Annotated in this window: 38 protein-coding genes; 6 read left to right on the forward strand and 32 right to left on the reverse strand. The window is 35.5% G+C overall.

Annotated features, from left to right (window positions below; genetic code table 11):
- The first annotated feature begins 27 nt into the window (after positions 1–27).
- The 6 genes from rnc (at position 28) to ftsY (ending at position 8,183) form a co-directional block, all read left to right on the forward strand.
- Complete coding sequence (rnc, locus tag ACWPVF_RS03465) at positions 28–726, forward strand: ribonuclease III (RefSeq protein WP_454384715.1); 699 nt, start codon at positions 28–30, stop codon at positions 724–726.
- Positions 717–4,256: a chromosome segregation protein SMC gene (gene smc, locus ACWPVF_RS03470; protein WP_454384717.1), complete on the forward strand. Its 3,540-nt coding sequence runs from the start codon at positions 717–719 to the stop codon at positions 4,254–4,256. Before rnc ends, smc begins: the two co-directional genes overlap by 10 nt.
- 88 nt (positions 4,257–4,344) lie before the next feature.
- A complete protein-coding gene (locus ACWPVF_RS03475) occupies positions 4,345–5,004 on the forward strand; it encodes a trimeric intracellular cation channel family protein (RefSeq protein WP_454384719.1) in 660 nt (219 codons plus the stop codon).
- Positions 5,005–5,118: 114 nt separating this feature from the next.
- Positions 5,119–5,910: a Cof-type HAD-IIB family hydrolase gene (locus ACWPVF_RS03480; RefSeq protein ID WP_454384721.1), complete on the forward strand. Its 792-nt coding sequence runs from the start codon at positions 5,119–5,121 to the stop codon at positions 5,908–5,910.
- Positions 5,910–6,728: a Cof-type HAD-IIB family hydrolase gene (locus ACWPVF_RS03485; RefSeq protein WP_454384723.1), complete on the forward strand. Its 819-nt coding sequence runs from the start codon at positions 5,910–5,912 to the stop codon at positions 6,726–6,728. Before ACWPVF_RS03480 ends, ACWPVF_RS03485 begins: the two co-directional genes overlap by 1 nt.
- Before the next feature lie 3 nt (positions 6,729–6,731).
- Positions 6,732–8,183: a signal recognition particle-docking protein FtsY gene (gene ftsY, locus ACWPVF_RS03490; RefSeq protein ID WP_454384725.1), complete on the forward strand. Its 1,452-nt coding sequence runs from the start codon at positions 6,732–6,734 to the stop codon at positions 8,181–8,183.
- A gap of 397 nt (positions 8,184–8,580) precedes the next feature.
- Here the strand turns inward: ftsY and ACWPVF_RS03495 are convergent, their stop codons facing one another.
- From ACWPVF_RS03495 to ACWPVF_RS03650, 32 genes are all read right to left on the reverse strand, one after another.
- Positions 8,581–9,081, reverse strand: a complete 501-nt coding sequence (locus ACWPVF_RS03495) for an SMI1/KNR4 family protein (protein ID WP_454384727.1) — start codon at positions 9,079–9,081, stop codon at positions 8,581–8,583.
- Positions 9,082–9,133: 52 nt separating this feature from the next.
- Complete coding sequence (locus tag ACWPVF_RS03500) at positions 9,134–9,481, reverse strand: HNH endonuclease (RefSeq protein ID WP_454384729.1); 348 nt, start codon at positions 9,479–9,481, stop codon at positions 9,134–9,136.
- A gap of 7 nt (positions 9,482–9,488) precedes the next feature.
- A complete protein-coding gene (locus ACWPVF_RS03505; RefSeq protein ID WP_454385787.1) occupies positions 9,489–9,752 on the reverse strand; it encodes an RHS repeat-associated core domain-containing protein in 264 nt (87 codons plus the stop codon).
- Between the two features lie 105 nt (positions 9,753–9,857).
- Positions 9,858–10,307 (reverse strand): hypothetical protein, encoded by a 450-nt coding sequence (locus tag ACWPVF_RS03510; protein ID WP_371443935.1) that lies wholly within the window; start codon positions 10,305–10,307, stop codon positions 9,858–9,860.
- Positions 10,308–10,535: 228 nt separating this feature from the next.
- Positions 10,536–10,859 (reverse strand): hypothetical protein, encoded by a 324-nt coding sequence (locus tag ACWPVF_RS03515; RefSeq protein ID WP_454384731.1) that lies wholly within the window; start codon positions 10,857–10,859, stop codon positions 10,536–10,538.
- Positions 10,860–11,153: 294 nt separating this feature from the next.
- Positions 11,154–11,579, reverse strand: a complete 426-nt coding sequence (locus tag ACWPVF_RS03520) for a hypothetical protein (protein ID WP_454384733.1) — start codon at positions 11,577–11,579, stop codon at positions 11,154–11,156.
- A gap of 48 nt (positions 11,580–11,627) precedes the next feature.
- Positions 11,628–11,945 carry a hypothetical protein gene (locus ACWPVF_RS03525; protein ID WP_454384735.1) on the reverse strand — a complete coding sequence of 106 codons (318 nt, stop codon included), beginning with the start codon at positions 11,943–11,945 and terminating at the stop codon, positions 11,628–11,630.
- Between the two features lie 175 nt (positions 11,946–12,120).
- Positions 12,121–12,309 (reverse strand): RHS repeat-associated core domain-containing protein, encoded by a 189-nt coding sequence (locus tag ACWPVF_RS03530; protein WP_454384737.1) that lies wholly within the window; start codon positions 12,307–12,309, stop codon positions 12,121–12,123.
- A 278-nt stretch (positions 12,310–12,587) separates the two neighbouring features.
- Positions 12,588–13,103: an SMI1/KNR4 family protein gene (locus ACWPVF_RS03535; protein WP_454384739.1), complete on the reverse strand. Its 516-nt coding sequence runs from the start codon at positions 13,101–13,103 to the stop codon at positions 12,588–12,590.
- Between the two features lie 212 nt (positions 13,104–13,315).
- Positions 13,316–14,083 carry a hypothetical protein gene (locus ACWPVF_RS03540; protein ID WP_454384741.1) on the reverse strand — a complete coding sequence of 256 codons (768 nt, stop codon included), beginning with the start codon at positions 14,081–14,083 and terminating at the stop codon, positions 13,316–13,318.
- Between the two features lie 57 nt (positions 14,084–14,140).
- Positions 14,141–14,527 carry an ankyrin repeat domain-containing protein gene (locus tag ACWPVF_RS03545; protein ID WP_454384743.1) on the reverse strand — a complete coding sequence of 129 codons (387 nt, stop codon included), beginning with the start codon at positions 14,525–14,527 and terminating at the stop codon, positions 14,141–14,143.
- Between the two features lie 506 nt (positions 14,528–15,033).
- A complete protein-coding gene (locus tag ACWPVF_RS03550; protein ID WP_454384745.1) occupies positions 15,034–15,288 on the reverse strand; it encodes an Imm15 family immunity protein in 255 nt (84 codons plus the stop codon).
- Positions 15,288–15,815 carry an RHS repeat domain-containing protein gene (locus ACWPVF_RS03555; RefSeq protein WP_454384747.1) on the reverse strand — a complete coding sequence of 176 codons (528 nt, stop codon included), beginning with the start codon at positions 15,813–15,815 and terminating at the stop codon, positions 15,288–15,290. Before ACWPVF_RS03555 ends, ACWPVF_RS03550 begins: the two co-directional genes overlap by 1 nt.
- Positions 15,816–16,170: 355 nt before the next feature.
- Positions 16,171–16,752: an Imm26 family immunity protein gene (locus ACWPVF_RS03560; protein WP_125336293.1), complete on the reverse strand. Its 582-nt coding sequence runs from the start codon at positions 16,750–16,752 to the stop codon at positions 16,171–16,173.
- Between the two features lie 493 nt (positions 16,753–17,245).
- A complete protein-coding gene (locus tag ACWPVF_RS03565) occupies positions 17,246–17,563 on the reverse strand; it encodes a hypothetical protein (protein WP_454384749.1) in 318 nt (105 codons plus the stop codon).
- Between the two features lie 71 nt (positions 17,564–17,634).
- Complete coding sequence (locus ACWPVF_RS03570) at positions 17,635–18,111, reverse strand: hypothetical protein (RefSeq protein WP_454384751.1); 477 nt, start codon at positions 18,109–18,111, stop codon at positions 17,635–17,637.
- A gap of 343 nt (positions 18,112–18,454) precedes the next feature.
- Positions 18,455–18,844 (reverse strand): ankyrin repeat domain-containing protein, encoded by a 390-nt coding sequence (locus ACWPVF_RS03575; protein WP_454384753.1) that lies wholly within the window; start codon positions 18,842–18,844, stop codon positions 18,455–18,457.
- 229 nt (positions 18,845–19,073) lie between these two features.
- Positions 19,074–19,445 (reverse strand): RHS repeat domain-containing protein, encoded by a 372-nt coding sequence (locus ACWPVF_RS03580; protein WP_454384755.1) that lies wholly within the window; start codon positions 19,443–19,445, stop codon positions 19,074–19,076.
- Between the two features lie 144 nt (positions 19,446–19,589).
- Positions 19,590–20,090 carry an SMI1/KNR4 family protein gene (locus ACWPVF_RS03585; protein WP_454384757.1) on the reverse strand — a complete coding sequence of 167 codons (501 nt, stop codon included), beginning with the start codon at positions 20,088–20,090 and terminating at the stop codon, positions 19,590–19,592.
- A 59-nt stretch (positions 20,091–20,149) separates the two neighbouring features.
- On the reverse strand, positions 20,150–20,554 hold the full coding sequence (locus tag ACWPVF_RS03590) for an NTF2 fold immunity protein (RefSeq protein ID WP_454384758.1): 405 nt from the start codon (positions 20,552–20,554) through the stop codon (positions 20,150–20,152).
- Between the two features lie 23 nt (positions 20,555–20,577).
- The gene (locus ACWPVF_RS03595) at positions 20,578–21,162 is read right to left on the reverse strand and encodes a hypothetical protein (protein ID WP_454384760.1); all 585 of its coding nucleotides are present in this window, start codon (positions 21,160–21,162) and stop codon (positions 20,578–20,580) included.
- A 133-nt stretch (positions 21,163–21,295) separates the two neighbouring features.
- The gene (locus ACWPVF_RS03600) at positions 21,296–21,619 is read right to left on the reverse strand and encodes a sel1 repeat family protein (RefSeq protein WP_454384762.1); all 324 of its coding nucleotides are present in this window, start codon (positions 21,617–21,619) and stop codon (positions 21,296–21,298) included.
- Positions 21,620–21,643: 24 nt separating this feature from the next.
- Complete coding sequence (locus tag ACWPVF_RS03605; RefSeq protein WP_454384764.1) at positions 21,644–21,943, reverse strand: hypothetical protein; 300 nt, start codon at positions 21,941–21,943, stop codon at positions 21,644–21,646.
- Between the two features lie 83 nt (positions 21,944–22,026).
- The gene (locus ACWPVF_RS03610; protein ID WP_454384766.1) at positions 22,027–22,416 is read right to left on the reverse strand and encodes an RHS repeat-associated core domain-containing protein; all 390 of its coding nucleotides are present in this window, start codon (positions 22,414–22,416) and stop codon (positions 22,027–22,029) included.
- A gap of 225 nt (positions 22,417–22,641) precedes the next feature.
- Complete coding sequence (locus ACWPVF_RS03615) at positions 22,642–22,941, reverse strand: hypothetical protein (RefSeq protein ID WP_045615733.1); 300 nt, start codon at positions 22,939–22,941, stop codon at positions 22,642–22,644.
- Positions 22,942–23,210: 269 nt separating this feature from the next.
- Complete coding sequence (locus tag ACWPVF_RS03620; protein ID WP_045615735.1) at positions 23,211–23,645, reverse strand: SMI1/KNR4 family protein; 435 nt, start codon at positions 23,643–23,645, stop codon at positions 23,211–23,213.
- Between the two features lie 32 nt (positions 23,646–23,677).
- Positions 23,678–23,803 (reverse strand): HNH/ENDO VII family nuclease, encoded by a 126-nt coding sequence (locus ACWPVF_RS03625; protein ID WP_414280115.1) that lies wholly within the window; start codon positions 23,801–23,803, stop codon positions 23,678–23,680.
- A gap of 213 nt (positions 23,804–24,016) precedes the next feature.
- A complete protein-coding gene (locus tag ACWPVF_RS03630; RefSeq protein ID WP_347228230.1) occupies positions 24,017–24,277 on the reverse strand; it encodes an RHS repeat-associated core domain-containing protein in 261 nt (86 codons plus the stop codon).
- Positions 24,278–24,320: 43 nt separating this feature from the next.
- On the reverse strand, positions 24,321–24,896 hold the full coding sequence (locus tag ACWPVF_RS03635; RefSeq protein WP_045615736.1) for a hypothetical protein: 576 nt from the start codon (positions 24,894–24,896) through the stop codon (positions 24,321–24,323).
- 2 nt (positions 24,897–24,898) lie between these two features.
- The gene (locus tag ACWPVF_RS03640) at positions 24,899–25,072 is read right to left on the reverse strand and encodes a hypothetical protein (RefSeq protein WP_198921337.1); all 174 of its coding nucleotides are present in this window, start codon (positions 25,070–25,072) and stop codon (positions 24,899–24,901) included.
- A 230-nt stretch (positions 25,073–25,302) separates the two neighbouring features.
- Complete coding sequence (locus ACWPVF_RS03645; protein WP_454384770.1) at positions 25,303–25,785, reverse strand: SMI1/KNR4 family protein; 483 nt, start codon at positions 25,783–25,785, stop codon at positions 25,303–25,305.
- Between the two features lie 73 nt (positions 25,786–25,858).
- Positions 25,859–26,212: a hypothetical protein gene (locus ACWPVF_RS03650; RefSeq protein ID WP_045615737.1), complete on the reverse strand. Its 354-nt coding sequence runs from the start codon at positions 26,210–26,212 to the stop codon at positions 25,859–25,861.
- Positions 26,213–26,361: the final 149 nt, after the last annotated feature.

The following is a 26,361-nucleotide window of genomic DNA, read 5'->3' on the forward strand; positions in this document are numbered from 1 at the left end:
ATTATAATGTTTTAGAAAGAGGTTCTTATGAAAGAATTAGAAACCGTGTTAGAGCAACGTTTTGATCTTGTTTTTTCAGATAAACAATTACTTGAAACAGCTTTTACTCACACTAGTTATGCCAATGAGCACCGCCTCTTAAAAATTTCACACAATGAACGCTTGGAATTTTTAGGAGACGCTGTTCTGCAATTATTGATTTCCGAATATCTGTACAAGAAATATCCAAAAAAACCAGAAGGTGATTTATCTAAACTTCGTGCTATGATTGTCCGTGAGGAGAGTTTGGCTGGTTTTGCCCGTGATTGTCAGTTTGATCAGTTTATAAAGCTTGGTAAAGGAGAAGAAAAATCAGGTGGCCGCAATCGTGATACCATCTTGGGCGATGCCTTTGAAGCCTTTTTGGGTGCCCTCCTTTTAGATAAAGATTTGCTTACGGTAAAAAACTTTATCTACCAGGTAATGATTCCTAAGGTCGAAGCTGGTGATTTTGAAATGATTAAAGATTACAAGACTCACCTCCAGGAATTGCTTCAAGTAAATGGGGACGTTGATATTCGTTATCAGGTGATTTCGGAAAATGGACCTGCGCATGATAAGATGTTTGAGGTGGAAGTCCTTGTTGAAGGGAAAAGTCTTGGAACTGGTCAAGGACGTTCAAAAAAATTAGCAGAGCAGGAAGCCGCAAAAAATGCAGTTGAGGAAGGGCTGGATTCATGTATTTAAAGGAAATTGAGATTCAGGGGTTTAAGTCCTTTGCTGACAAGACCAAGGTTGTATTTGACCAGGGGGTTACAGCAGTTGTAGGACCTAATGGTTCTGGAAAATCAAACATCACGGAAAGTCTGCGTTGGGCACTTGGTGAATCTAGTGTAAAAAGTTTACGTGGTGGCAAGATGCCTGATGTCATCTTTGCAGGAACAGAAAGTAGAAAACCTTTAAACTATGCTTCTGTGGTTGTTACCCTAGATAACCAGGACGGCTTTATCAAGGATGCAGGCCAGGAAATTAAGGTAGAGCGCCATATCTATCGTACAGGAGATAGCGAGTACAAGATTGACGGAAAAAAAGTCCGTCTTCGTGATATTCATGATCTTTTCTTAGATACTGGTCTTGGGCGCGATTCCTTCTCTATTATTTCCCAAGGGAAGGTCGAAGAAATCTTTAACTCTAAGCCTGAGGAACGTCGCGCTATCTTTGAAGAAGCTGCCGGAGTCTTGAAGTATAAGACTCGTCGCAAGGAGACGGAAAGCAAGCTCCAACAAACTCAAGACAATCTAGACCGTTTGGAAGATATCATTTATGAGCTAGACAATCAAATCAAGCCCTTAGAAAAGCAAGCAGCAACAGCTCGTAAATTTATAGAATTAGATGGTCAGCGTAAGGCAATCTACTTGGACGTTTTGGTTGCACAAATTCAAGCCAATAAGGCAGAATTGGATCTAACTGAAGAAGAATTAAACCAAGTTCAAGAACTTTTGACGAGCTACTATCAGAAACGTGAAGAGTTAGAAGAAGAAAATCAAACACTCAAAAAGAAACGTCATGATTTGCAAGCTGAAATGTCAAAAGACCAGTCCACACTGATGGATTTGACTGGTCTAATCAGTGATTTAGAACGGAAATTGGCCTTGTCTAAACTGGAGACAGAGCAGGTTGCTCTCAATCAACAAGAGGCTCAAGCTCGTTTAGCTAGTTTGGATGAAAAGAGAAATGCTCTTATTCAAGAGAAGGAAGAAAAAGGAGCAAATCTCAGTCAGTTAGAAGAAAATCTAGCTCTCAATACGAAAGAACTAAATCGTTTAGAAGCTGAGTTGTTAGCTTTTTCTGATGATCCTGATCAGATGATTGAGCAACTGCGTGAGCGCTTTGTTGCTTTCTTGCAGGAAGAAGCAGATGTTTCTAACCAGTTGACACGGATTGAAAATGATCTTGAAAATAGTCGCCAACAGACTCAAAAGCAAGAAGAACAATTAGAATCCTTGAAGGAACAATTGGCTTCTGCCAAGTCCAAGGCTAGTGAGCAAGAGCTTGCCCTTAAATCAGCTAAAGAAGAAGTACAAAGCTTACTTGCTGACTATCAAACCAGTGCTAAAGAAGAAGAAGCACAAAAACAGGCTTATCAACATCAACAAAATCAACTTTTTGACCGTTTGGATAGCCTGAAAAACAAACAGGCCAAGGCACAAAGTCTGGAAAACATTCTTAAAAATCATAGTAATTTCTATGCAGGTGTTAAGAGTGTTCTACAAGAAAAAAATCGCTTGGGTGGTATTATCGGAGCAGTCAGTGAACATTTAACCTTTGATGTTCGTTATCAGACAGCTCTTGATATTGCGCTTGGTGCAAGTAGCCAACACATCATCGTTGAAAATGAACAGGCAGCGACTAAAGCTATCGATTTCCTTAAGCGAAATCGAGCTGGTCGTGCGACTTTTCTACCTTTGACAACTATTAAGGCTCGTAGTATTTCTGGTCAGAATCAAGATGTGATTGCCTCAAGTCCAGGTTTTCTTGGTATGGCAGATGAACTGGTTACCTTTGATGCCAAGCTTGAAGCAATCTTTAAAAACTTGCTAGCTACAACAGCTATCTTTGATACAGTTGAGCATGCACGTGATGCAGCTCGCAAGGTGCGCTATCAAGTTCGGATGGTAACACTAGATGGTACAGAACTACGAACTGGTGGTTCTTATGCTGGTGGTGCCAATCGTCAAAATAACAGCATTTTCATTAAACCTGAATTGGAGCAGTTGCAAAAAGAGATTGCTCAAGAAGAAAAGCTCCTTCGTCAGGAAGAAGAAAATCTGAAGTCAGTTCAAGAAGCCTTGAATACTCTCAGTCAAACTTTGGAGACTATTAAGTCCCAAGGGGAGCAAGCTCGTATAGAAGAGCAAGGTTTATATCTGGCCTATCAACAAACTAGCCAGCAGGTCGAAGAACTTGAGACACTCTTGAAACTTCAGGAGCAAGAATTAACGAATCTCAGAGGTGGAGATTGGCAAACTGAAAAAGAAAAATGCCAAGAACGTCTCACAGTTATTGCAACTGAAAAGCAAAAGCTGGAATCTGAAATTGAAGAAATTAAGTCCAATAAAAATGCGATTCAGGAACGTTACCAAAACTTACAGGAAAAACTGTCCCAAGAACGTCTTCATAAGACAGAAATGATAGGACAAAAACGTTACGAAGTTGCGGATATTGAGCGTATCAACAAAGAGCTTGAATATCTTGATATAGAGCAAGAAGAGATTGAACGTCTTTTGCAAGAAAAGGTAGACAATCTTGAAAAGGTTGATACGGAACTTTTGACCAAGCAGGAAGCAGAAGCCAAGAGTCAAAAGGAAGAAATTCAACAAGGATTGATTCGTAAGCAGTTTGAACTGGATGACATTGAAGGCCAATTGGATGATATTGCCAGTCATTTAGAACAAGCTCGTCAGCAAAATGAAGAATTGATTCGTAAGCAAACACGTGCGGAAGCGACCAAAGAAAAAATTACGGACCGCCTTCGTTATCTTCAAGGTCAACTGACTGAAGAATATCAGATTAGCTATACGGAAGCTTTAGAAAAAGCGAATCAGTTGGAAGATTTAGCAATCGCTGAACAAAAGGTTAAGGATTTGGAAAAATCCATTCGTTCACTTGGTCCGGTCAATTTGGATGCCATTGAACAGTTTGATGAAGTGCATGAACGTTTGGAATTCTTGAATAGTCAGCGAGATGACATTCTTTGTGCTAAGAATTTGCTTCTTGAAACCATTACAGAGATGAACGATGAAGTGAAAGAACGCTTTAAGTCAACCTTCGAAGCTATTCGTGAGTCCTTTAAAGTGACCTTCAAGCAGATGTTTGGTGGTGGTCAAGCAGACCTAATCCTGACAGAAGGAGATTTATTGACTGCAGGTGTCGAAATCTCTGTGCAACCACCAGGTAAGAAAATCCAATCCCTCAACCTCATGAGTGGTGGGGAGAAAGCCTTGTCAGCTCTAGCTTTGCTCTTCTCAATCATTCGTGTTAAGACTATTCCATTTGTAATTTTGGATGAGGTAGAAGCTGCACTTGACGAAGCAAACGTTAAACGCTTTGGTGATTATCTCAATCGATTTGATAAAGACAGCCAGTTTATCGTCGTTACCCACCGTAAGGGTACAATGGCAGCAGCAGACTCTATCTATGGGGTGACCATGCAAGAATCTGGTGTATCAAAGATTGTCTCTGTAAAACTAAAAGATTTAGAGAATATGGATGCTTAGTTAGTGCTCGTTACAAACTTTCAAGCTAAGCATTTAGAATGACCTTTAAGAAGTCAGAAGGGTTACAAAAATAATTTGAGGAGCTTATATGGATTTTGATCTATTCCTAATGGTTTGTAATTATATTGGGACAATAGCTTTTGCTGCGTCAGGAGCCATCAAAGGATTTGGTAAACGTTTAGACATTTTTGGGATTAGTTTATTGGCAATTGTAACGGCAGTAGGCGGAGGGATTTTGAGAGATTCTATTATCAGTCGTTTTCCCTCCGCTCTCGCAGATCCTGGACCGATTTATGTCTCGATCTTTGTAGCGGTTATCATGTATATCTTTGTGACTTCCAAACAAGCCAATACTAGTCATGAAAAAAAATTCTATAAGTGGTTGAGAGAAGCTTATCTCATCTTTGACTCGATTGGGTTGATTATCTTCTCTCTAATCGGGGCAACAGCTTTAGCTGATAGTAAATTGAATTTAATGTCTGCTGGGATTTTGGCTTGTTTAACAGGGGCAGGTGGTGGTATTATCCGAGACCTCCTGATCAATGAAGTTCCAAGTGTTCTAAAAGAAGATATCTATGCCCTTCTATCTTTTGTAATTGGCGTTATTTATTACTGGTTGGCCTTTGTCCTCCATTTTCCAAGAATTACTGCCTTTATCATTCTCTCAATTGTCGGTTTTGTGATTCGACTCTGTATTATTAAGTTTAAGCTCTCTTTGCCAAATATGGATAAGAGAACTTTGAACTAAGGAATAAACGAAACTTATTTTATATAGGCGTCTAATCTCGTATGGATTAGGCGCTATTTACTTTTTCTATGGTATAATAGAAGATAGATTTACTACTGGAGAATAGAAGGATTTATGATTAAACTAGTCGCAACTGATATGGACGGGACTTTTCTAGATGAAGCTGGCCAATTTGATATGGAGCGTTTAAAAGCTCTCCTTTCATCATACAAAGAGAGAGGTATCTATTTTGCTGTAGCATCAGGGCGTGGTCTTTTGTCCTTAGAGAAACATTTTGCGGATGTCAAAGATGAGATTATTTTTATCGCTGAAAATGGGAGTCTCGTTCGTTTTCATGGAGAGGACCTTTATGAAGCAACCATGCCTCGTGATTTTTACCTATCAACATTTGAAAAACTAAAGACTTCACCATATTTTGATGAGAAGAAGATGCTTTTGACTGGTAAAGAGGCTTGTTATGTGCTTGATACGGTGGATGAAACCTATCTTATGTTTAGCCATCATTATAATGAAAATATCAAAAAAGTAGCCAGTCTCGAAGATATTACCGATGAGATTTTCAAATTCACAACGAACTTTACTGAAGAGACAGTAGAAGCCGGAGAAGCTTGGGTCAATGAACATGTGCCTGGTGTTAAGGCTATGACTACAGGGTTTGAATCAATCGATATTGTTCTAGACCATGTTGACAAGGGAGTCGCTATTGTCGAATTGGCTAAGAAATTAAATCTGGATATGGATCAAGTGATGGCTTTTGGTGATAACCTCAACGACCTTCACATGATGCAAGTGGTTGGGCACCCAGTCGCACCTGAAAATGCTCGTCCAGAGATTTTAGAACTTGCTGAAACAGTTATTGGACACCACAAGGACCAATCAGTTATTGCTTATATGGAGGAATTGTAATGGCAGATATTAAATTAATTGCTTTGGACTTAGATGGAACCTTGCTGACGACAGACAAGAAATTAACTGATCGTACCAAGGCAACTTTGAAGGCTGCGCGTGAACAAGGGGTCAAGGTAGTTCTAACAACTGGACGTCCTCTCAAAGCTATGGATTTCTTCCTCAAAGAGCTTGGTACAGATGGTCATGATGACGAATATACTATCACCTTTAATGGTGGATTGGTTCAGAAAAATACAGGTGAAATTCTTGATAAGACAGTCTTTTCCATCGATGATGTGAGCCGTATTTATGAAGAAACTGAAAAACTAAATATTCCCTTAGATGCTATTTCTGAAGGCATCGTTTATCAGATTCAATCTGACCAGGAAAGTTTATATGCTCAGTTTAATCCTGCTTTAACCTTTATTCCAACCGCCTTTGAAGATTTGTCTAGTCAGATTACTTACAATAAATGTGTCACTGCCTTTCCTCAGGAACCTTTGGATGCAGCTATTCAGAAGATTTCTCCTGAATTGTTTGACAAATATGAAATTTTTAAATCACGTGAACTCTTGCTAGAATGGTCACCAAAGAATGTTCATAAAGCGACAGGACTAGCTAAGTTGATTGAGCATTTAGGGATTGATCGAAGTCAAGTGATGGCTTGTGGAGATGAAGCCAATGACCTATCGATGATTGAATGGGCAGGTCTTGGTGTAGCTATGCAAAATGCTGTTCCTGAAGTTAAAGCAGTTGCAAATGTGGTAACACCTATGTCCAATGACGAGAAAGCAGTCGCCTGGGCTATTGAAAAATATGTACTGAAGGAGAATTAAAGTATGGGATTATTTGACCGTTTATTTGGGAAAATAGAAGAACCAAAAATTGAAGATGTCGTTAAAGAAGCTTTGGAAAACTTGGATCTGACAGAACCTGGCGACGAAGTTACAGAATCTGTAAGCAAGGAAGCTGAAGAGGAAAATACTGAAGAAATCGACCAAAGTTCAGAATTTGAGGAAACTTATTCTAAAGAAGCTAGTGAGTCGGAAGAACCAGTAGCAGAAACTACTACAGAAACAGTTGAACCAATAGCAACTCCTCAGGAAGAAATTCAACTTGAAGAAGAAACTGAATGTCATTGTTGTCAGGAAGAGTCAGAGTCAACAGAAATTGAAGAAACTAAAGAAAGCGCTCAAGAGGTAGCAGAGTTTGTTGCAGAAAAATCTGAGTCACCAGTCGAAGAAGTACCTTCAAGTGATAGTGGCGAGGAAGAATCTGATCAAGTTCAACCAGACGAAACGGAAGCAGACACTTCTGAAGAAGTGGAAGAAGATGTAGTAATCGAAGAAATTTCTCAAGTTCAAGAGACTGTACAGGAAAAATATGACCGTAGTCTCAAGAAAACTCGTACGGGATTTGGTGCTCGTTTGAATGCCTTCTTTGCTAACTTCCGCTCTGTTGATGAAGAATTCTTCGAAGAACTAGAAGAACTGCTTATCATGAGTGACGTTGGTGTTCAGGTAGCTTCAAATCTTACTGAAGAATTGCGTTACGAAGTCAAGCTTGAAAATGCCAAGAAACCTGATGCCCTTCGTCGTGTCATCATCGAAAAATTGGTAGAGTTGTATGAGAAGGATGGCAACTACAACGAAAGTATTAATTTCCAAGATGGTTTGACAGTTATGCTCTTTGTAGGTGTGAATGGTGTCGGAAAAACAACATCTATTGGTAAGCTTGCTCACCGTTACAAACTAGCTGGCAAGAAAGTCATGCTGGTTGCTGCAGATACCTTCCGTGCTGGTGCAGTTGCTCAATTAGCTGAATGGGGACGTCGTGTGGATGTTCCAGTGGTTACAGGACCAGAAAAAGCTGATCCAGCCAGTGTTGTCTTTGATGGGATGGAACGAGCAGTAGCAGAAGGTGTTGATATTCTCATGATTGATACAGCTGGCCGTTTACAAAACAAGGAAAACTTGATGGCAGAGTTGGAAAAAATTGGTCGCATCATTAAACGTGTCGTTCCAGAAGCTCCGCATGAAACCTTCCTAGCTCTGGATGCCTCAACAGGTCAAAACGCTCTTGTACAAGCCAAAGAGTTTTCAAAAATTACGCCTGTTACAGGAATTGTCTTAACCAAGATTGATGGAACTGCCCGAGGTGGTGTTGTTCTGGCTATCCGTGAAGAACTCAATATTCCTGTTAAGTTGATTGGATTTGGCGAAAAAATCGATGATATCGGTGAGTTTAACTCTGAAAACTTTATGAAGGGCCTTCTAGAAGGTTTGATATAAAAGAAAATCCTGCAAGAATTCTTGCAGGATTGTTTTTGATTATTCTAAACGACCATCTTTACGATAGGAGATATCTGGTTGGCGGCTTTGTCGTAGACATAGTGGCGGTTGAACAGATCGTCTGAAAACAGTAACCGAGTGCGTACTACCCACCTCCTATGTCAGGACTGAAGGTTTTACAGCTTGCTGGTTGTGCTCAATCATGATGTGATTACGGTAGGCAACACCACGCAGATGTTTGCCGCTGCGGTCGTAAACGATAGTGAGAAGTTGAATTGTTAAAGAAGGGGAAAGACCGTCTGATAAGGCTTAGGATAGTGTTTTCAGACGGCATGGTGTGATTTTTGTTAGATTTGCTAAATAATAAATATTTTTAAAATTGGTTATTCAAAATTTTTTAAATTTCCTCTAGTTTTTCTTTCATCAAGTTTTCTAGCCAGTCTTCAAATTTTTCAAATTCAGTATCCTCTTCCCACTCTTCAGGAGGAATATCAGGAAAAAAAACACCAAAATTTTCATTTTCTTTTGTAAGAAGGAAACCAGCTTGATCGCCAGTTCTTGGAGTGGAAATAGTAATTAAGATATTAGGGAATAAATTACAATCAGTTCCTTCAAAAACTTGTTGTGACCAATCATAAAGCTCTTTAGGAGCTAAAAAATCGAATCCAGGTAGTAACTCATCTTGAAACAAAGTACAAGATCCTACTGTTAGAAGAAATTCTCTATATATTCTAGGGAATGTGACCTTATATTTTTTTTCAAAATCATTTATCTCATCTAAAGAAACATCATATCTTTTTTTAAAAATAAAATTTGATTTTCCATAATTAATTAAGTTTCCATTACTAGATTTGATTAAATCTTGTATATCTACAAGAATTTTTTTGAAATTATCCATAAATTAATATCCTTCATTCAATTTTTATATCTATTATCTAGGAACAATCTAGTTAATTATTCCTGTTGAGGGTGCTATTTGGCAAATGTGTTCGTAAGGCAGCCCCAGTACCGTGTATAGTTCCAGTATGAGGGTGTTTCACAGGAGCGAGATTCCACCATGTATTTGAACCACCATTTTTAAGTGGAATTATATGATGAGGAGTGGCTCCTGCAGGCCATGTATGCCCTGTTCCAAGTTCCCACTTTCGTATTAAGCTTTTTTGTCTTCGAGAAAAGTTTCTACGCATCATGCGATTTTGTTGGACGCTTCTTTGTTTTGCACTAGGTAGTTTATCCTTAATCAAACATTTTTGTCTTTGACTAACAGGAATCAGTGACCACTTATCAACATCATCCATAATATCATCATACTGGAATAATTCTTCTAAGCTTCTTATTCCGTTTTCTCTTCAAACCTAATGGACCAAACCAAGCATTTGTATTAGAAGCAAAACTATACAAATTGTTCCCACCTAATAGTAAGATAGGATCCTGGTTCACAAACCGACCCGCTTCAGGCTCGTAGTATCTGAAGAAGTTGTAATGAAGCCCCGTCTCACGGTCGTCATACTGGTTCTGCAGGCGGAAGGGGTGGTATGCGCTATCCGTTACCTTGGTTTCCTCTTTCAGACGACCTTACTGGAACATTGGGTATCAACTCACCCTAGGACGACTATTTGAATTCCTGTTTAATCAAAATTAATTAATTAATTAATATTAAATGTATAATTAAATTTATTTATCAAATGCGGTTGGATCAAAAACAGAGATATATTTTATATTCATTTTGATAGCTTCTTCGAACGGAGGGTCATCTTCAGAAACTTCCAGTGCAATTCCTTCAATAATTTTTGAAAAAAAAGCTTCTTCACATTCATCGTAATAGAAACCTAAATTAGAATTTAAGATATCATTAATGGGCATTCCTATTTTAATAGTTCTGAATTTGCCTTGATATCCTTCTAATGCAGAAATTTTATAAATTTCTCCTGAAGTAATATCTACGTTAATTTCAATTGGAATATCAGTAAATATATATCTGCATGAATAAACATTAGTTTGAAAAAATTTTAATTTTCCATTTAACATATTTTTATTAATGATACTGGAGTAATTTTTAATATTGTCTTTTAATCTGATTCCCCCTAAACTCTTCGCGGGGATAATTTCATCATAAATATTCATAATCAACCTTTCGTATTATTCTGAAGGAAATCTTTGTGTTTCACCTTTACCAGAAGATATTTTCCAATAAGGTGCTCCCTCATAATGCCTAGGGCTCCCTGGGTGGTATTGAATGTAACGAACAGTAAATTCATTACCTCGTGAATTTTATTCTCTTAATGTAAATCTTTTATTGCCTCCACGAATTATACGCATTACGTCTTGCTGTATAGTTTTTTCATTTGAGGATCAAATTTGTTGTGAAACATCAAAGTTTGTATCTAACCCATCTATATATTTCTCAAAATCAAGGTGATATAGTTTTTTTAAATTTCTAATCCAGATGACAAATTCAAAGAAAATATTGATGTTTTCATCCGTTATTTCAAATATCCCATTGTCTTGATGGGAGTCTTGGATAGCTGAAATAATTCTTTTAAATATTTCTTCATTTTTTATAATTTCCTCAATAGGTAACTTTTGTAATCTATTAATAAAAAATAACTCATCTTCAATACTTAAAATAGAAGGTAAGTTTTCTAATTTTTCATTTAGTTTGAAAATAGAATTCATATGATTTCCTCGTTAGTATGGCGAATTTTTTAAAGGCATGTGAGCTCCATTAGGCTCCAATTTAAATAGTCCCTGTCGTACTGCGCATCGCTCCAGTCGGTTTCGGACAGGCCGTTTTGTTCGTTCTCTTCCTTGCTCGGTACCCTCCATTGGTGTTAGGGGATAAGTCGGCCGTTTTCGTTATGGTCGAAGCAGGTAAGAATGGGAAAGGTCGACTGAAAAGCGGAAACTGCGTGCGTGCGTTCCGCACATACCCTATGTCAGGATTGGAGGTCTCATGAGGGCTACTGTTTGCTATTTATCATATATTTCCAAATTTTCTAATTCACCTTCATAAGTTATTTGGGCAGATATTTCCATATCAGGAAGAAACGAACCAGAATAGTATATAAATACTAAATCATCAAAATATGCTGTAATATTGATAATCATTAAATCATTTGCTAATTCTTTATTATCGAATTCTGTTGGTTCATAATCACTTTGCTCATAACAAGCTTGATTAATCTCTATTGAAATGTCTCTTATTAAATTATCAATGTTTATTCCTTTAAAAAAGTTCTCTACCCTATCAAGGATTGGATAAATTTGGCTTTCTCTTTGTATATCTCCTGATTCATTATCAATAAAAATGGGTATATCATACGGTTGCCTATCACTAGGCAATAAAGATATTAAAGCAGTAGCTTTACCGTCATTAATTTTTAAATTTTTAATCATGGATTAAATCCTTTCTAGGGTTGAAATTTAGAAAATAATTCGTATTAATCAACATTTCGACGATTTTCGTCTACGAGTAATCAAATTATAAATAAAAGCTTTTATCTTACTTCCTGCTTTTTCTGTTTGTAGAACCTTACCATCTGGCATTCGTTTCCATTTATAGGTTTTCCTAGTATTTGTTGCACGATATTCGGCATTTACTCCTTTCTCTCCCACAAAATCCCTAATAGCTGGTTGACATCCAGGTCTACATGGGTTTAATTCTCCTTTCATCTTTATGGTATCCCCTGGCCGTACCATGTCTTTAATATCTGCTAGAAACTTTCTTTCTGTATGGGTCTGAAGTGCTTGTTGTTGATTCAAACGACGAGTTCCCACTCCATTACCACTCGTATAAGAATTAGAAAAAATTGTTTTCTATCTCTAATAAGCTCCCCAAACATGGAATGTGCCAATCCCAACGGGTCAACCCAAGTCTGTGTACTTGGCGCAAACGAATAAAGATTTTCCCCACCCAACAACCCAATCGGATCATGATTCACAAACCGCCCGCCTCAGGCTCGTAATACCGCATCAGGTTGTAATGCAGCCCGGTCTCTTCATCATAATACTGGTTCTGCAACCGGAACGGCTGGTGCGCATTCGGGTAAACCCGCTCATCCTTTTTCAGACGGCCCCAGGCGGTGTATTCGCCGTACCATAAGAGATTACCATGGATGTCGGTCATCTCACGCGGGATGCAGATTTGGTAGCAGTGGAAGTAGTGGGTTTGTTGTCAGCTTTCGCCGTCTTCGGTTGTCCAGTCGTGGACTTGCGCCAAGGAGTCGTAGCTGTCGGGATCGGTGTAGATATAGGTATATTTGCCGTCCCAAACGAATCCGGTTTCCTCTTCGAGGTCGTCTGAAAAGCAGAACCCGTGTGCGTGCATACCGCAAACACCCTACATCGGGACTGGAGGTTTTGTGCAGGCTACGGTTTACTTAATAAATTTATTGAATATTCCAATTAAAAATACTTAAATGGATAAACATTAAACAAATTATTACTTATACTATTTACTGAATATATAAACTCAGTTTTTATATTATCCGTAAGTGTCTCTCCTTCATCTAATAGGTGTTCTAAATCTCGGTATAAGAAAGCCAACTGGATAAATTGTGAGAAACCTATCCCTAAATTTGTAAATCCAGATTTGGTATATTCTCCAGTATCATGATTATAATGAAAAATGGCATTATCTATTTTATTTAGAAACCATCCATCTCCCTGTCCTCCTTGTCCAATACTCCAAAAACACCTTGATATTTCGGGATAATTACACTCTAGGTATCTATTTTCATTTAAAGCCTCTTCATAATTAAAAAGAGAAATATCAGGTATTATTTCTACTTCCTGATACTTAGCAATAAATAACAAATAGTTATTATCCAGTTTAGGAAGTTTATCTAACTTTTTAATTTCTACTTTACGCTTAATACATATATTAAAAAAATCCTCGGGAAATAATTTTGATTTGAACATAAAAGTATACTCCATAAATTTTTTGCTTAATAGAAAGATATTTCCTTCAATACCATATCGTTAATATTTTTTCATTCTTCTCACTGCTTTTGAATGTAATGGCAAAATTCCTTCAAAAGCAAAGTTCGTTTCACCCTCCAAAAATTTCAAACCATGTATCGGATTGACCGGCCGGTCGGTCGCCACCCACCGCGCCCTTAAAGGCCGGGAAGTTATAAATAGAGTTGGATAGTACTTGTTATTTTTTTTTGTGTTTCGACACTAATTTCCTGGTTAAAATTTTGGATTAATTTTAAAAAATCAATAATTAATTTGATTTGAGTAGTGTTAAATATCGTACTTTGGTTTCTTAGGGCAATATATAAAAATTCAACAACGTAACCATATAAATGAAATTTAGATAAATTAGAAAAAATATATTTTAAACAGCAAGGAGTAAAATATAATAAAGCCTTATTAGTATAAGCTTGCCACTCTAGTGATTCAAGTATTGAGAGAAAATCATCGTATGTTATCTCAATCCAAGTTTTAGTAGATAGTTGCATTATAGAAAATATATAAAAGTTATCACTATCATCAAAACTTATGATATTGTTTTTATCAACTTTGAAAATTGGAAAAGTAGTCCTAATTTTTTCCTCTAGATAATTTCGTTCTTGTATATAGTTTACCTCCGTAAGAAATTTTTCAAATTCACAATATACTCCTAAGTCTTTGACAAACTTTGAAATATATTCTAAAAAATCATAAATTATATTGATTTCATCTTTGGTTAAAGATTGCAGTAAATCAAATAGTTCACTTACTTCTCCTTGGGATATGTTAGAATAATAGCTAAATAAATCTATGAAACTATCATTATCCATACTAGGGTTTTCTATTGAGCTTAGTAAAAGTGTATTTAAATGTAAGGCATTTTCATTTTTTTGTTTATCTGACATTTGATTTTTAATTAATAGAATTAGATTGTTTTTTTTCATGTCTTACTTTCTACATTTTAAGGTATGGCACCATTTGATAGATTTATAATCTATTTTTTATTTACGCTTTTTAAAATCATTTAATAGTTTTACTATCTTCTCTTTATTTTCGCTGGATGAGTTAATTGCAATTCTAACGGCATTTTCTCCAAATTCATTTTGTATATTTTTATCAGATCCATTATCAAGGAGTATTTTCACCATTTCTATATTTCCAAACATGCATGCATAATGTAGGGGTGTATATCCTAAGTCCCCTTTAAGATCGATCAATGCTCCATTTTGAAGAAATACAAGAGCATCATTTAAAGAATTATTTCTGGCAGCAATATGCAAAACTGTATCATCCATACCTCCTACTTGATTTATATCTTCAATAGTGTCACCCAAAAAATCAGGATGCGTTTCATATTTTTTTAAAATACATAACAATTCTTTTTTCATTAACAATACCTATAGTTGTAAGTTGATAAATTTAATATCTTGATCTTATTTATTACACGTAACGCAATTTTCTTTATGCTCTTTTTTAGATTGTTTAATCTGTTTTTACGTTCTTGTATTTTTTAAGCATGACCGTCCTGGCCGTATTCATAGGCGGTTTTGGCTTAGATTGTTACGGAATAAATATTTCAGACGACCTTAATGTATGCGTTAGGAGAAGGCTAATTCTATTTACGCTTGTTTTAAATATCCTTCTTTTTTAATAAAAATATCCTAAAAATTTCATGGCCAAAACCGTCATCAAATTTAGAGTAAACAATGTTAAAAATTTCTTTATAATTAAAATCAGATGAATATTCATGTAACCATGGGAAATTTTCTAAATTTAAATCTGGATAATTTTTAAATGTATTTTCATATTTCGACTTATAAATGCATATGTTAGGTATATAAAAACTATATAGATTATGTAATTCAGAACTTATGTCTGGGTATGTTACACATATTTATAAATCGTTATCTTTCAGAATATCTTTTGCCATTAAATTTATATTATTAATGTAAAATATTGCAGTATTTAAAAAGAACAAATTCAACTGTTTTGGGGATAGTATTTTCAAAAATGGTTTTTCTCTTCCAGTTCTAGTAATCAAAGGAATTTCTTCAAATTCAACAGGATGTTTAAGTAATTTAAATATTTCATCATACTGATATGATTTTTCAGTTTTTGCTAACTTTGTTAATAGTTTTAAGTATTCCATTATGTATTCCATCCTTTTGGAGTGCCTCCAATTTCTTTTAAAAATGTTTCTGGAGTATGCCCTTTTAAAATATTAGGATTTTCCATTACCTCATCAATATTTTTAATTGGTCCCTTACCTTTTTTTAGTGTTTTTTTGGCTTTTTCACCGCATTTTCCAATGCACTGCTTAATAACCTTTCTCCCTTTTGCAATCAGTTTACCTATTCCTAAAATAATAGCTCCACCAATGCGAATCACTAATCCCCAAAATAATCCATAAGGATCAATCCATCTCTGTGCATTGGGTGTTGATCCATATAAATTATCTCCTCCGCCTAGTCCAATTGGATCCTGATTGATGAATCTGCCATATTCTGGCTCATAATACCTGAAGAAGTTGTAATGCAACCCCGTCTCGCGGTCGGCATACTGGTTCTGCAGGCGGAAGGGTTGGTGCGCCGTTCCCATTACGTTCGTTTCGCTCTTCAGTTTACCCCAACCGTGATAATCTCCGAACCAAACCAGGTTGCCTTCGCCATCGGTCATCTCTCTTGGGATGCCGATTTGGTCGCAGTGGAAGTAGTGGGTTTGTTGGCGGCTTTCTTGAAGATTTCGGCTTTAACCAGTTGGTCATGCAGGTCGTAGAAATAGTTCTGCACTTCGTCGTCGGTCAGTTCGCGGTGGATCAGGTTGCCGAAGTGGTCGTAGTAATAGGTCGTGCCGTTGTAGGTTTTCAGGCGGTCGTCCGGGACGGTAGGGCTATTGTTGTCGGACAGGATATTGTGCGCGGGGTCGAAGTAGCCTGCACTTTTTCAGGTAATCCGAAGAGACTGAGGTCATTTGAACAGAAACCGCGTGCTACGTTAGGACTGAAGGTTTTGTGCGGGCTACGGCTTGCTTTTCACGCTTTTAAATTCCGGTGGTGAATTTTTTGAAACTCATCCGAAATAAAATCTCCAAATTCTGCAAATGATTCAATAGGTAAATTAAAAATTTCTGGTTTACGACGAATAAGAAAACTTAAAATATGATAATGACTATTGGGTGTTTCAAGCAATTCAATGCTCTTGAGTATTTTTTGCCTAGCATCCTCTTCATCTATTTCTTGCTCGATGGAAAAGTCTGCATTGTGAGCCAATCCCATAGCAGGATTAATAGAAGTAATTTCACTTGGGGTTGGATCTTGGTAATCAGGATCTTGAGCAATTATCCGCCAGTCTGACTCTAGCTTTGATTCAAATAGGGTATGACAGTCTAAAACGGTTTTGAATAGAATTGGGTAATTCCCAGCATTTTTATAATCGAATGGCTCAACTGGGCTTGAAGTAAACAAATCAAAAATTCCTACAGTGGCACCAAGCTTATTTTTAGCGATTATTCTACCGTAACCGAATAATTTATCAGCTATTTTAAAACAAAATAAATCACCATTCTTAAGATATCTATATAAAGTTCTATTTTTTTCCCAATTAAAGATTTTCATAATACTTTTCCTTTTCTATAGCATAGAATGTTAAATTATTGGAAGATTTTTACAACCATTTTTGAGAATATGGTCTCTTCCCGCAACCATTACTTTTTGTCTTTTGGCATCACGGATCTTATTCTCAACAAATGAATGATATTTATTTCCTCTGGTTTTAGTATTTTTAGGATTAAAATTACTTTCCTGACTTTTTTAAGTTTTTTCCTGTCAGTGTTCCATATTGTCGAATACAGCCTTCCTCATATTCACGGACGGTTTCGTAATCCAAATCGCTATATAATTCTATTAAGCGTTCTGTTCCAATTAATCTTCCTGATTACCTGTGTTGTTTTGCACGCGTTTTTATATTATCCGTAATACCGATATAACAAGGTTTACTATCCCCAGATCTATACAATCCATAAACAGAATATTTTTAAATCCCAATGGACCTAACCTACGACTAGTGTTTGTTATGTTTGAGCCACAATCTATGTTTGTTAAGAGGAGTTTATTGTCCTTGACCAAGAATTTCCTCTCCAATTATTGAATCTAACTCTAGCCATGCATCTTCAAGTTGATTAACAATAGAAGATTCATTTTTATTTGGATCGTCTTTTAAATTGAGATACCAAATATGTGTTAATTTCGGTATTTCATATAAAATAGACGCTAGTCTTTTTTCAATTAGATTATGATTATGAGTATAATACTTTATTTCATTTAAAATTTTTAATAATTCTTGATAGTCCTTTACATCGAATTCAAGATCCATTCTGACCTTATAAATAAAACTATTATTTTCAAGTTTTTCTAATAATTCTTCCATGGTAAACTCCTTTAAGTTATACAAAGCAAAGAATTGCTTCTGCTGGAATAGTTTATTTATTTTTAAAATAGTTAAGCATTCATTCCAATAGAAATAGATAACACATCTTCCTCATTGTCGAGTAGAGATATATCGATAACTTTATCTATTTTATGACTAAAGAATTTTAAACAATAAAAATTAGGTTTGTTTATTAATTCTAGCCAATTGCTAATATTTTTTATTTTGATAATAAACAAGGGGAATACTTCTATTGGTATTTTAGCCGAATCATTTATTCCTCCATAAAAGTATACATAAGCAATGTCATTTTCCTCTGGTGCAAAAAAATTTAATAGTTCATTTTTTATCGATAAACTAAAATTTTCCTTTGATAATTCTATATTTCTATAGGGGGGAAAAGTACGATTTATTATTTCACATGAGAGTGGATATGGAATGATTTTTTCAGAATCTGAAATTAAATTATTTAAAAAATGAATTTCTTTCATTTTTTTCATTAAATGATTCTGTTTTAAAGTAAAGATCTTATTTTCTAAAGTTGTCATGATATTATTTCCTATGTTGTACGGTTACATTATTTTTGTATTACTCCCAAGAAAATGTACGATTCCCATTATTTCTTTTTTGAATAAGATTTCCATCCATTTTGGAAGTAGTGGGTTTGTTGGCGGCTTTCGCCGTCTGCGGTTGTCCAATTGCGGACTTTCGCCAAGGGTTCGTAGGAATCCGGGTCGGTGTAGAGATAGGTATACCTGCCGTCCGGTTGGACTTCCTGCAAGAGGTGGCTGTCGTCCCAAACAAATCCGGTTTCTTCTTCGAGGCCGTCTGAAACTTCTTCGTTTTTCAGACGGCCTTAATGTTTTATCAGGTTTCTACTAAATATGTAACTTATTGTTTGTAATATCTCATTAGGTTTCTAATTTCTTTAGATTTCTTTTTATCGTGATATTCTTCAGATGTATAATGTTTTGCATCATATCCAAACTCATTTTTTATATTTGTTTTAGCTCCATTTTTTAAAAGAATTTCAATAATATTAAGATTTCCATGAAGACAAGCATTTTGAATAGGAGTGAAATTTAATTCACCTTGTTGATTGACATTTGCTCCGTTTTCTATTAATAGAATAACATCTTTTTTAGATTGGGAATTAACTGCTAAATTTAATAATGTTTCTCCCATAGATCCTAAGTCATGTACGGAGGTTATAGGACTATGATTCAAAAAACTAGGGTAATCCTGATATTTTAAAAAAAGATTTTTCAAAGAATTATTCATAATTTACTCTCATAAAGAATTTATTTAGTACATTCAGATTTTGCTTTTTCTTTTAAAGCATCTAGCCTATTTTTCCAACCATTTATTTTGATTGTATGTCTCCCGGGTTGCCATTTTCTATCCCAATTAGTATATAACTCGATACATCTTTTGGCATGATTCATTTGCGCACTTAGAGTTGCGCATATAGACGCTTGAGGTGGTACTGGAGTATCACAAAACCTTTTCGCTAGTTGATATTCTTGATCATGTTTATCAGGTTTATTATTTTTTTATTTGCTTTGTTAAACAATTGTTGTAACTTTGCAAAAACTCTAAAGGGATTTAATCCTAGAAAATCTACCCAATTTACGATACTAAATGCATAAGTATAAAAATTTGTACCTCCTAAATATTTAATAGGATCCTGATTCACAAACCGCCCGACGTTCGGCTCATAATACCTGAAGAAGTTGTAATGCAGTCCCGTTTCACGGTCGGCATACTGGTTCTGCAGGCGGAAGGGTTGGTGAGCAGTTCTGAATATGTTGGTTTCATTCTTCAGTATGCCCCAACCGTAATAATTGCCGAACCAAACTAGATTGCCATCCTTATCGGTCATCTCTCTCGGAATGCCGATTTGGTCGCAGTGGAAGTAGTGGGTTTGTTGTCAGCTTTCGCCGTCTTCGTTGGTCCAGTTGTGTACCTGTGCGTACCTCACATGCCCTATGTCAGGATTGGAAGTTTCATGCGGGCTACAACTTACTCATTCATCTTCATAAGCATCACCATAGCTTTGAAAAGAAGAATCTAACCAAAACCATTCTTTTTCATTGGAAACCAATTTCTCCAGTAGTTCTGTAAATGACTTAGCAATAATGGGAGACTCATCAGGTGTAGCATGAGTTTCTATAAAACTATCATAACAAAAACCAAATCTTTTTTCATTTAAGTCTATACTGATATATTGACTGAGCTCTTGTGAAGATGCAATCATGAACCAATCATTACTGATATCATCTGCCAACTCCTCCCAAATAACATCATCAGCTGGATATAGAATTTGGTTTGTTGGTTGCAATTCTGAAAGTGAACTGATTCTTATCTCACAAGAAGTATCAATATTGAGAATAGCATATTCATAATTTTCATAAAAGAATTCTAAATCTTTTGGCAAAGAAAAAGCAAATTCTGGTTTTGATACTGCTTTCAAAAATTGATGGCTACTTTTTTGTTCTAATTTTTCAATTAATTCTTTGATTTTCATAAAATTCTCCTTAGGACTGAGAGTTTTTGTTCAGGCTACGTCTTGCTAATTACTTTAATTTAGATATGGATAGAATACCATTTCCCATCATAACTATCAAATTCTTTTACATTATCTAATTTCCAGAGACCTGCCTGTTTTTTGAATTTATAAAGTCTTTGCGCTTCCATTCCAGCGTACAGCACAGCACTTTTTACAGTTATAGAGCTACCTTTTTCTTCTATTTCAATGATTTTCTCGTTATTTGGATTGAATGTCGGAGGGTAGTTAATAGTCATACATTCTAACTTTCCCATTTTTCTTGGTTTATCTGTTAGGTATTTATCGTATATTTCCTTTAGTGTTTGTTTCAATATCTCATCAGGAATATCTGTGCCTGCGTCAATATACTTATTAGCATTGTCTTCCCATTTATACATTTCCATCAGAAAACTATTTAATATAGTTTCAATACTTTCATTCATAATTTAATCCTTTTTAGTTTTGTTTAAGTTGTTTGTACGAAGAATAATCCACCAGATAGATCTCGATTTATAAAAATATATCCGATGTTCTCAGTTAGATAAAAAATTTCATTTACTTTTTCAGGTAGATCCATTCCTAAGATTTGACCTATGAAAATATATTTTTCTAGAAAATCATCACTCTCTTGCTGTAAATATTCAGGTTGTCCTCCTAAAAAACTCATTTCATTTATATTCTCAATAGGATTAATTGGATAAAATTTATTCAGTTTAAACTTGAACTGATTTTTATCTCCGACGATAACTTTCGTGTATCCTTGAATAGCATCGTCAATTTCAGTAATGTAGTCAAGAAAATAATTTTCTTTATCATAATAAGAAAAAACGTAAATTGCTTTATCTTTATATTCCTTCCCCTGAAGATCTGTTTTAAATTGAGGTGCAATAGTTAATAAATTCTCAATTGGTATGAAAGCGATCAATGCTAACTCATGACCATCTGGCGATATCACTTTATTTGAATAGTCTAAATCTAGCCCAACTAATATATTATTTATATTGGGTTTACTATCTAAAAAGTTAAAATTAACGTATCCATTTTTGTTCATTTAAATTCTCCTAAAAATTTAAGGACATTTCTTACCTGCTTTTTTCAATTTTCTAAGAAATTTCTTGGTTTCTTTTCTTAATCCTCCTCCAGAAGTTTTAGGTTTGTAACGATAATCCGCTAAATCTTATTAATTAATTGATATTTATCAATATTTTTAATTCGTCTGGTAGTTTGGCACCATTTCTATATGCCTTTTTAGCCCAAAATATGGCTTTTTCTTTATTGCCTTGCGTGAAAAATAAATCGGCTAAATTGGATTGGGCAATTGGATGTCCATTATTTGCCGCTATCTCTAGCCATTTAAATTCCAAATCTTGATCTAAAGATACAAACATATGGTATTGATATAATTTGAATGCTGAGTTTTTATCTCCATTAGTGGCCTTCTTTTCGAGAATTTGAATTTCTTCATCTGAAATCCAATAAGTACTACCTGTTGATATAAAGTTAGTCATTTTAAATTTCTTTCCGGATGTTGTTTACATGATATTAAAGGGGTTAATAACAAAAATAAAATTAAGAAATTTTTTAGTATTTCCATAGTTAGCATGTTCCTTACTTATTTTTTTACTTTGAGGAGTAAAGCTTCTCATGGTGACTGGTTTTCTTGTATCTTGCGAGCGATCAGCCTTCATTCCCATCGGTGTTAATTTCGCGTTACTTGGAAACCAAAGATATTCATTTGATGCTTTAACTGTAGTATTTAATTCATTAGCAAGTTGTTGTCCAAGAGGGTTTGCTTCTTTTCCTGTATTACAGGATAAAATCTCAACCGTCATACCTGATTTATAGTTAGGATTTTTTTAAATTCTCGCTGCTAATTTTTTAGCATCTAATCTTTCACCTGTTGCCCCATCTACCATCAATGAAGGCTTACCATGCCTCCTACTTGGAAAGTATTCGGTTTATTGGCAACTTTTTGAGTGTAAGAGTGTATGTCTTCATTACTTGGGAATAAATTCATATTAACTCCAGCTAAACCTAACCAATCGATCCATACTTGGGTATTAGGCGCAAACCAATACAGATTATCCCCACCCATCAACCCAATCGGATCCTGATTCACAAACCGACCCGCATCAGGCTCATAGTACCTGAAGAAGTTGTAATGCAGTCCCGTTTCAAGGTCGGCATATTGGTTTTGCAGGCGGAACAGCTGGTATACGCTATCCGTTACCCTGGTTTCCTCTTTCAGACAGCCCCAAGCGTAATAATCCCAAAACCAAACTAGATTACCGTACTTATCGGTCATCTCATGCTGGATGCCGATTTGGTTGCAGTGGAAGTAGTGGGTTTGTTGGCCGCTTTCTTGAAGATTTCAGCTTTAACCAGTTGGTCATGCAGGTCGTAGAAATAGTTCTGCACTTCGTCGCCGGTCAGTTAGCGGTGGATGAGGTTGCCGAGGTCGTCGTAGTAGTAACTTGTGCCGTTGTAGGTTTTCAGACGGTTGTATTAAACGGTTGGGCTAACGAGTTATTTAATCAAATTTATTTTCAAATCGCATAAAAAAACATCCCTTATATATATTTAATGAAAGAATATTATCATTATTTTCAATAATATATATTTTTTCATATAGAAAATTTGGAAAATCGGCCAATACATCTGTAACTGCACTATCTATTGCTTCATACTCATCATCTGTCAGTGGTGAATCAATATATACATAAAGAGTAAATAATTCTTCAGTCATATCAAATGCAATAAGTCTGACTTTGTTACAAATTGCTCCAAGAAAAGCCGTTTGCATACTTAAAATAATTTCTTTTCTTTTCATAACTAATTCCTCAAATAAAATTATGTGCATTCTTTAAAGAGTATTTATTACCATGTTGGTCCGGTTGTGTACCTGTGCCAAGGGTTCGTAGCTGTCGGGATTGATGTAGATATAGGTACATCTGCCGTCTTGGTGGACTTCTTGCAGTAGATAGCTGCCGTCCCAAACGAATCGGGTTTCCCCTTCGAGGCCGTCTGAAAAATAGAAACCGAGTACGTACCCCACACACTTTACATCGAAATTTGAAGTTTCATGCGGGCTACGGCTTGCTATTCACTCCACAATGTTTCTTTAAATAAACTATCAAGGGATTCATATAATATTTCCATTTCTGATGAATCATGATAATAAATAAAAATATGTCCCTGTTGATCCATTAAAATGGGATTGCCTGAACCATCATCTGATATTGCATAAAGTTTATTCATTGGTTGTTCATGTAATTCTAAAAGTTTTCGAAATCCCTGAGTTAATTCGATAACTGTTTCTTTTCCAATTAATGTTGAATTATGAAAAGCATGGATATCCAAACCAGCGCTTGCGCCACCGAATTTTTTAATAAATTCAATGTAATCATCGTGAAATTTTATTCTTAAAATATTTTCAGCATGTTTAATTTCCTCACTACTAGCGGGTATCCCATTAAGCTCAGGGTAATCTTGAAAATATTTAATAAGTGAATTCATTGTTTCTTGGCTAATCATTTAATACCTCTTCTTGATAATTCTTTTAAAGCTTAATCGTACCAGAACTCGTGCTTCCATTGATTAAATTCATCTCTTTTGTCAACACCGCCTTTATTTCCTAATGGATGCAAAGCCTTGGAATTTTCGCGATGACAGCGTTCAGGCATGGCAATAATAGGACCTTGGCTTTGTTATTTATAGTGGTGAAGAATAATTGTATTTACCTTTTTGTCAACAGGAGACTTATCAAAGGGTCTTTTGTTTTAAATAGGCAGGATTTTTTACTTGAGAGTCTGATAAATGTTGTAGTCCTGTATATCCTATAACAGACAAAGTTAGTCCTGTAGAGCTTGTAAAGGGTATAGGTATTCTATTCAGACCAAATAAATCTAGCCAATTAAATCATAAGATGCAAAAAAGTAAAGATTCTCTCCACCCAACAACCCAATCGGATCCTGCTTCACAAACCGACCCTCATCAGGATCGTAATACCTGAAGAAGTTGTAATGCAACCCTGTCTCACGGTCGGCATATTGGTTTTGCAGCCGGAATCGACTTCGGCAAACAGCAACCGTGCGCCGAAGTCGGGAGAGGCGATTGGTAGTGGACGTCTGAAAAACAAAAAACACGTGCGTGCGTTCCGTTCGCACTCTACATCGGAATTGTAGGTTTCATTGGCTACAGCTTGCTCATTTATAGAGACTGGATTAATTCTATATATCTGTCTGTTTTTTTATCCCAAAAAATGTACAAATAAGTAGTATCATGCTTCAACTTCGATATATCTAACTGCCCTAGAAACATTGCGGGAATATTATCAATGATAGGCCAATCAGGCTCCTGTAACCATTTGGGATGTTTATCCATGCAAATGAAATGTTCCTTGATAATCTTTTTAAAAGTGGTCACCGTCTTAGGTTTGTATTTATCATACAAGGAATTTAAATAACTCATATCAGCTGGTATCCAGATAGGAATAGCCTCAAAAATCAAATCAAAAATTTTTTCTGTCGTTGAATTCGAAGAGTACGAGATATGCTTGTAATCTAAAATTTCCCTGAAAATATCCATCAAATTTAACTTTGCATCAAGAGATGTCAAATCCTGACTAATTAAATATTCATAAGTGGAATTACTATTCATATAAGGTTTAGCTTTAGTATTTTCCAACAGGGAAATTAATTCTTGATTGGAAGACAACGCCATTTCCAATTCTTCAGTTGATAATTTTTCTTCCACAAAATTCTTTAAAATTTCTATTGCTTTCATAGCTAATCTCCTAGATTTCTATAAGGGCCAAGCGCTGCATGTTGTTCTCTAGTTACTTCTCTCAAATTAAAAGGACTATGCCTATCTGCAAGACCTAAGCGTTGCGGTACATGATGATGCAACTCCATGGGATTTCCATTTGCATCTAAAGGAGCACTTCCGTAATCGTAGCGCACCAGTTCCTTGCCGTTGAAGGTGACGGAGGTGGGGCTGTGCACCGCTATCGGGGGAAGCGATTTGGCAGAGATCGTCTGAAAAACAGAAACCGCGTGCGTGCGTACCGCACACACCTACGTCAGCAATGAAGGTTTTGTCAGGGCTACGGCTTGCTATTTCAAGATTGAAGGCTTCATGCGAGCTACGGCTTGCTACGCTTACTATATATACACGACGCTACGCCAGTTTATTAATTATCAGGATTTTCTTCTAAATAATTTAAAAACTCCTCAAATGATTTCGCAATAACAATTGAATTTTTTTTAAAATTAGCTTCCCTTGATATATTTTCACTCCATACGTCCCTTACATAATAAATAATTTGCCAACTATTTTTTTCTAAACAGAGGTAATTAGCTCCCCAATCAAAAGCAAAAGGAATCAAAGTCCTAGGTAACTCATTAAGTTCCCATTCATTTATCGCTCTTCCTTCTAATGTAAAATCTGGATCATCCTCAAACTGCTTAGAATATTTCATTGGAATAAAGTCGCGAATTTCAATATAATCATAATCAATATCATCATTGACAAAACAAGAAAGATTGGGAGTACCTCCATTCCATTTGAAATAATGTGATTTGAATGAAGCTGGAAAAGATACTTCTAATTTTTTTTCAACTTCATTAAAATCGTTTTCAGATAAATTTTTATCGCAATCATAAAAATTAAGCATAACAACCTCCTTTAACAATATAACAAGCAGCAGTTTTTTTCTTTTTCCTTCCTTTTTTGGAGGGTTTTCCTACCTAAATGTTATTTTTATAAATTTTGATTAGATTTCCCATCTCATCATATTCATAAGCAAAATCCATCACTTTATTATCATTAATATATTTCTCAAATTTAATTAATTTTCCATCTTTATAAAACCCAATATAATAAGATATAGTCTCTTTGCTTTTTTGGATATTGTCTACCTTATCTAAATTGATTTCATCATACAATTTTGCAGGATGGTTATACTTAGGAAAAGTCATTCCTAAATAGTATCTAACAGTCAAATCATTATATTGAGTATTTTTTTTAAGTGGTTGTGACATTTTTAAAGCTCCTGTCAAAAGCAAAACAGTTCCAATCATTCCAATCAGTAACTTTTTCATTTTACTTGCTCCAATTTTAAACCGTATTTTACAAAGATATACTCTATAGTGTTTAAATCTTTATTAAATCACGTTTCTAGAGGGGATATAGCTGTAAAATATTACATATATACCGTGTTGTTAAACCAAGACGGTAGCAAAAAGGTACC

The organism is Streptococcus sp. Marseille-Q7087 (assembly GCF_965111935.1).

Coding starts and splice junctions, on each gene's coding strand:
- rnc (WP_454384715.1), top strand. CDS start 28: ATGAAAGAATTAGAAACCGTGTTAGAGCAACGTTTTGATCTTGTTTTT.
- smc (WP_454384717.1), top strand. CDS start 717: ATGTATTTAAAGGAAATTGAGATTCAGGGGTTTAAGTCCTTTGCTGAC.
- ACWPVF_RS03475 (WP_454384719.1), top strand. CDS start 4,345: ATGGATTTTGATCTATTCCTAATGGTTTGTAATTATATTGGGACAATA.
- ACWPVF_RS03480 (WP_454384721.1), top strand. CDS start 5,119: ATGATTAAACTAGTCGCAACTGATATGGACGGGACTTTTCTAGATGAA.
- ACWPVF_RS03485 (WP_454384723.1), top strand. CDS start 5,910: ATGGCAGATATTAAATTAATTGCTTTGGACTTAGATGGAACCTTGCTG.
- ftsY (WP_454384725.1), top strand. CDS start 6,732: ATGGGATTATTTGACCGTTTATTTGGGAAAATAGAAGAACCAAAAATT.
- ACWPVF_RS03495 (WP_454384727.1), bottom strand. CDS start 9,081: ATGGATAATTTCAAAAAAATTCTTGTAGATATACAAGATTTAATCAAA.
- ACWPVF_RS03500 (WP_454384729.1), bottom strand. CDS start 9,481: ATGGATGATGTTGATAAGTGGTCACTGATTCCTGTTAGTCAAAGACAA.
- ACWPVF_RS03510 (WP_371443935.1), bottom strand. CDS start 10,307: ATGAATATTTATGATGAAATTATCCCCGCGAAGAGTTTAGGGGGAATC.
- ACWPVF_RS03515 (WP_454384731.1), bottom strand. CDS start 10,859: ATGAATTCTATTTTCAAACTAAATGAAAAATTAGAAAACTTACCTTCT.
- ACWPVF_RS03520 (WP_454384733.1), bottom strand. CDS start 11,579: ATGATTAAAAATTTAAAAATTAATGACGGTAAAGCTACTGCTTTAATA.
- ACWPVF_RS03530 (WP_454384737.1), bottom strand. CDS start 12,309: ATGACCGACATCCATGGTAATCTCTTATGGTACGGCGAATACACCGCC.
- ACWPVF_RS03535 (WP_454384739.1), bottom strand. CDS start 13,103: ATGTTCAAATCAAAATTATTTCCCGAGGATTTTTTTAATATATGTATT.
- ACWPVF_RS03540 (WP_454384741.1), bottom strand. CDS start 14,083: ATGAAAAAAAACAATCTAATTCTATTAATTAAAAATCAAATGTCAGAT.
- ACWPVF_RS03545 (WP_454384743.1), bottom strand. CDS start 14,527: ATGAAAAAAGAATTGTTATGTATTTTAAAAAAATATGAAACGCATCCT.
- ACWPVF_RS03550 (WP_454384745.1), bottom strand. CDS start 15,288: ATGGAATACTTAAAACTATTAACAAAGTTAGCAAAAACTGAAAAATCA.
- ACWPVF_RS03555 (WP_454384747.1), bottom strand. CDS start 15,815: ATGACCGATGGCGAAGGCAACCTGGTTTGGTTCGGAGATTATCACGGT.
- ACWPVF_RS03560 (WP_125336293.1), bottom strand. CDS start 16,752: ATGAAAATCTTTAATTGGGAAAAAAATAGAACTTTATATAGATATCTT.
- ACWPVF_RS03565 (WP_454384749.1), bottom strand. CDS start 17,563: ATGGAAGAATTATTAGAAAAACTTGAAAATAATAGTTTTATTTATAAG.
- ACWPVF_RS03570 (WP_454384751.1), bottom strand. CDS start 18,111: ATGACAACTTTAGAAAATAAGATCTTTACTTTAAAACAGAATCATTTA.
- ACWPVF_RS03575 (WP_454384753.1), bottom strand. CDS start 18,844: ATGAATAATTCTTTGAAAAATCTTTTTTTAAAATATCAGGATTACCCT.
- ACWPVF_RS03580 (WP_454384755.1), bottom strand. CDS start 19,445: ATGACCGATAAGGATGGCAATCTAGTTTGGTTCGGCAATTATTACGGT.
- ACWPVF_RS03585 (WP_454384757.1), bottom strand. CDS start 20,090: ATGAAAATCAAAGAATTAATTGAAAAATTAGAACAAAAAAGTAGCCAT.
- ACWPVF_RS03590 (WP_454384758.1), bottom strand. CDS start 20,554: ATGAATGAAAGTATTGAAACTATATTAAATAGTTTTCTGATGGAAATG.
- ACWPVF_RS03595 (WP_454384760.1), bottom strand. CDS start 21,162: ATGAACAAAAATGGATACGTTAATTTTAACTTTTTAGATAGTAAACCC.
- ACWPVF_RS03600 (WP_454384762.1), bottom strand. CDS start 21,619: ATGACTAACTTTATATCAACAGGTAGTACTTATTGGATTTCAGATGAA.
- ACWPVF_RS03605 (WP_454384764.1), bottom strand. CDS start 21,943: ATGACGGTTGAGATTTTATCCTGTAATACAGGAAAAGAAGCAAACCCT.
- ACWPVF_RS03610 (WP_454384766.1), bottom strand. CDS start 22,416: ATGACCGATAAGTACGGTAATCTAGTTTGGTTTTGGGATTATTACGCT.
- ACWPVF_RS03615 (WP_045615733.1), bottom strand. CDS start 22,941: ATGAAAAGAAAAGAAATTATTTTAAGTATGCAAACGGCTTTTCTTGGA.
- ACWPVF_RS03620 (WP_045615735.1), bottom strand. CDS start 23,645: ATGATTAGCCAAGAAACAATGAATTCACTTATTAAATATTTTCAAGAT.
- ACWPVF_RS03635 (WP_045615736.1), bottom strand. CDS start 24,896: ATGAAAGCAATAGAAATTTTAAAGAATTTTGTGGAAGAAAAATTATCA.
- ACWPVF_RS03645 (WP_454384770.1), bottom strand. CDS start 25,785: ATGCTTAATTTTTATGATTGCGATAAAAATTTATCTGAAAACGATTTT.
- ACWPVF_RS03650 (WP_045615737.1), bottom strand. CDS start 26,212: ATGAAAAAGTTACTGATTGGAATGATTGGAACTGTTTTGCTTTTGACA.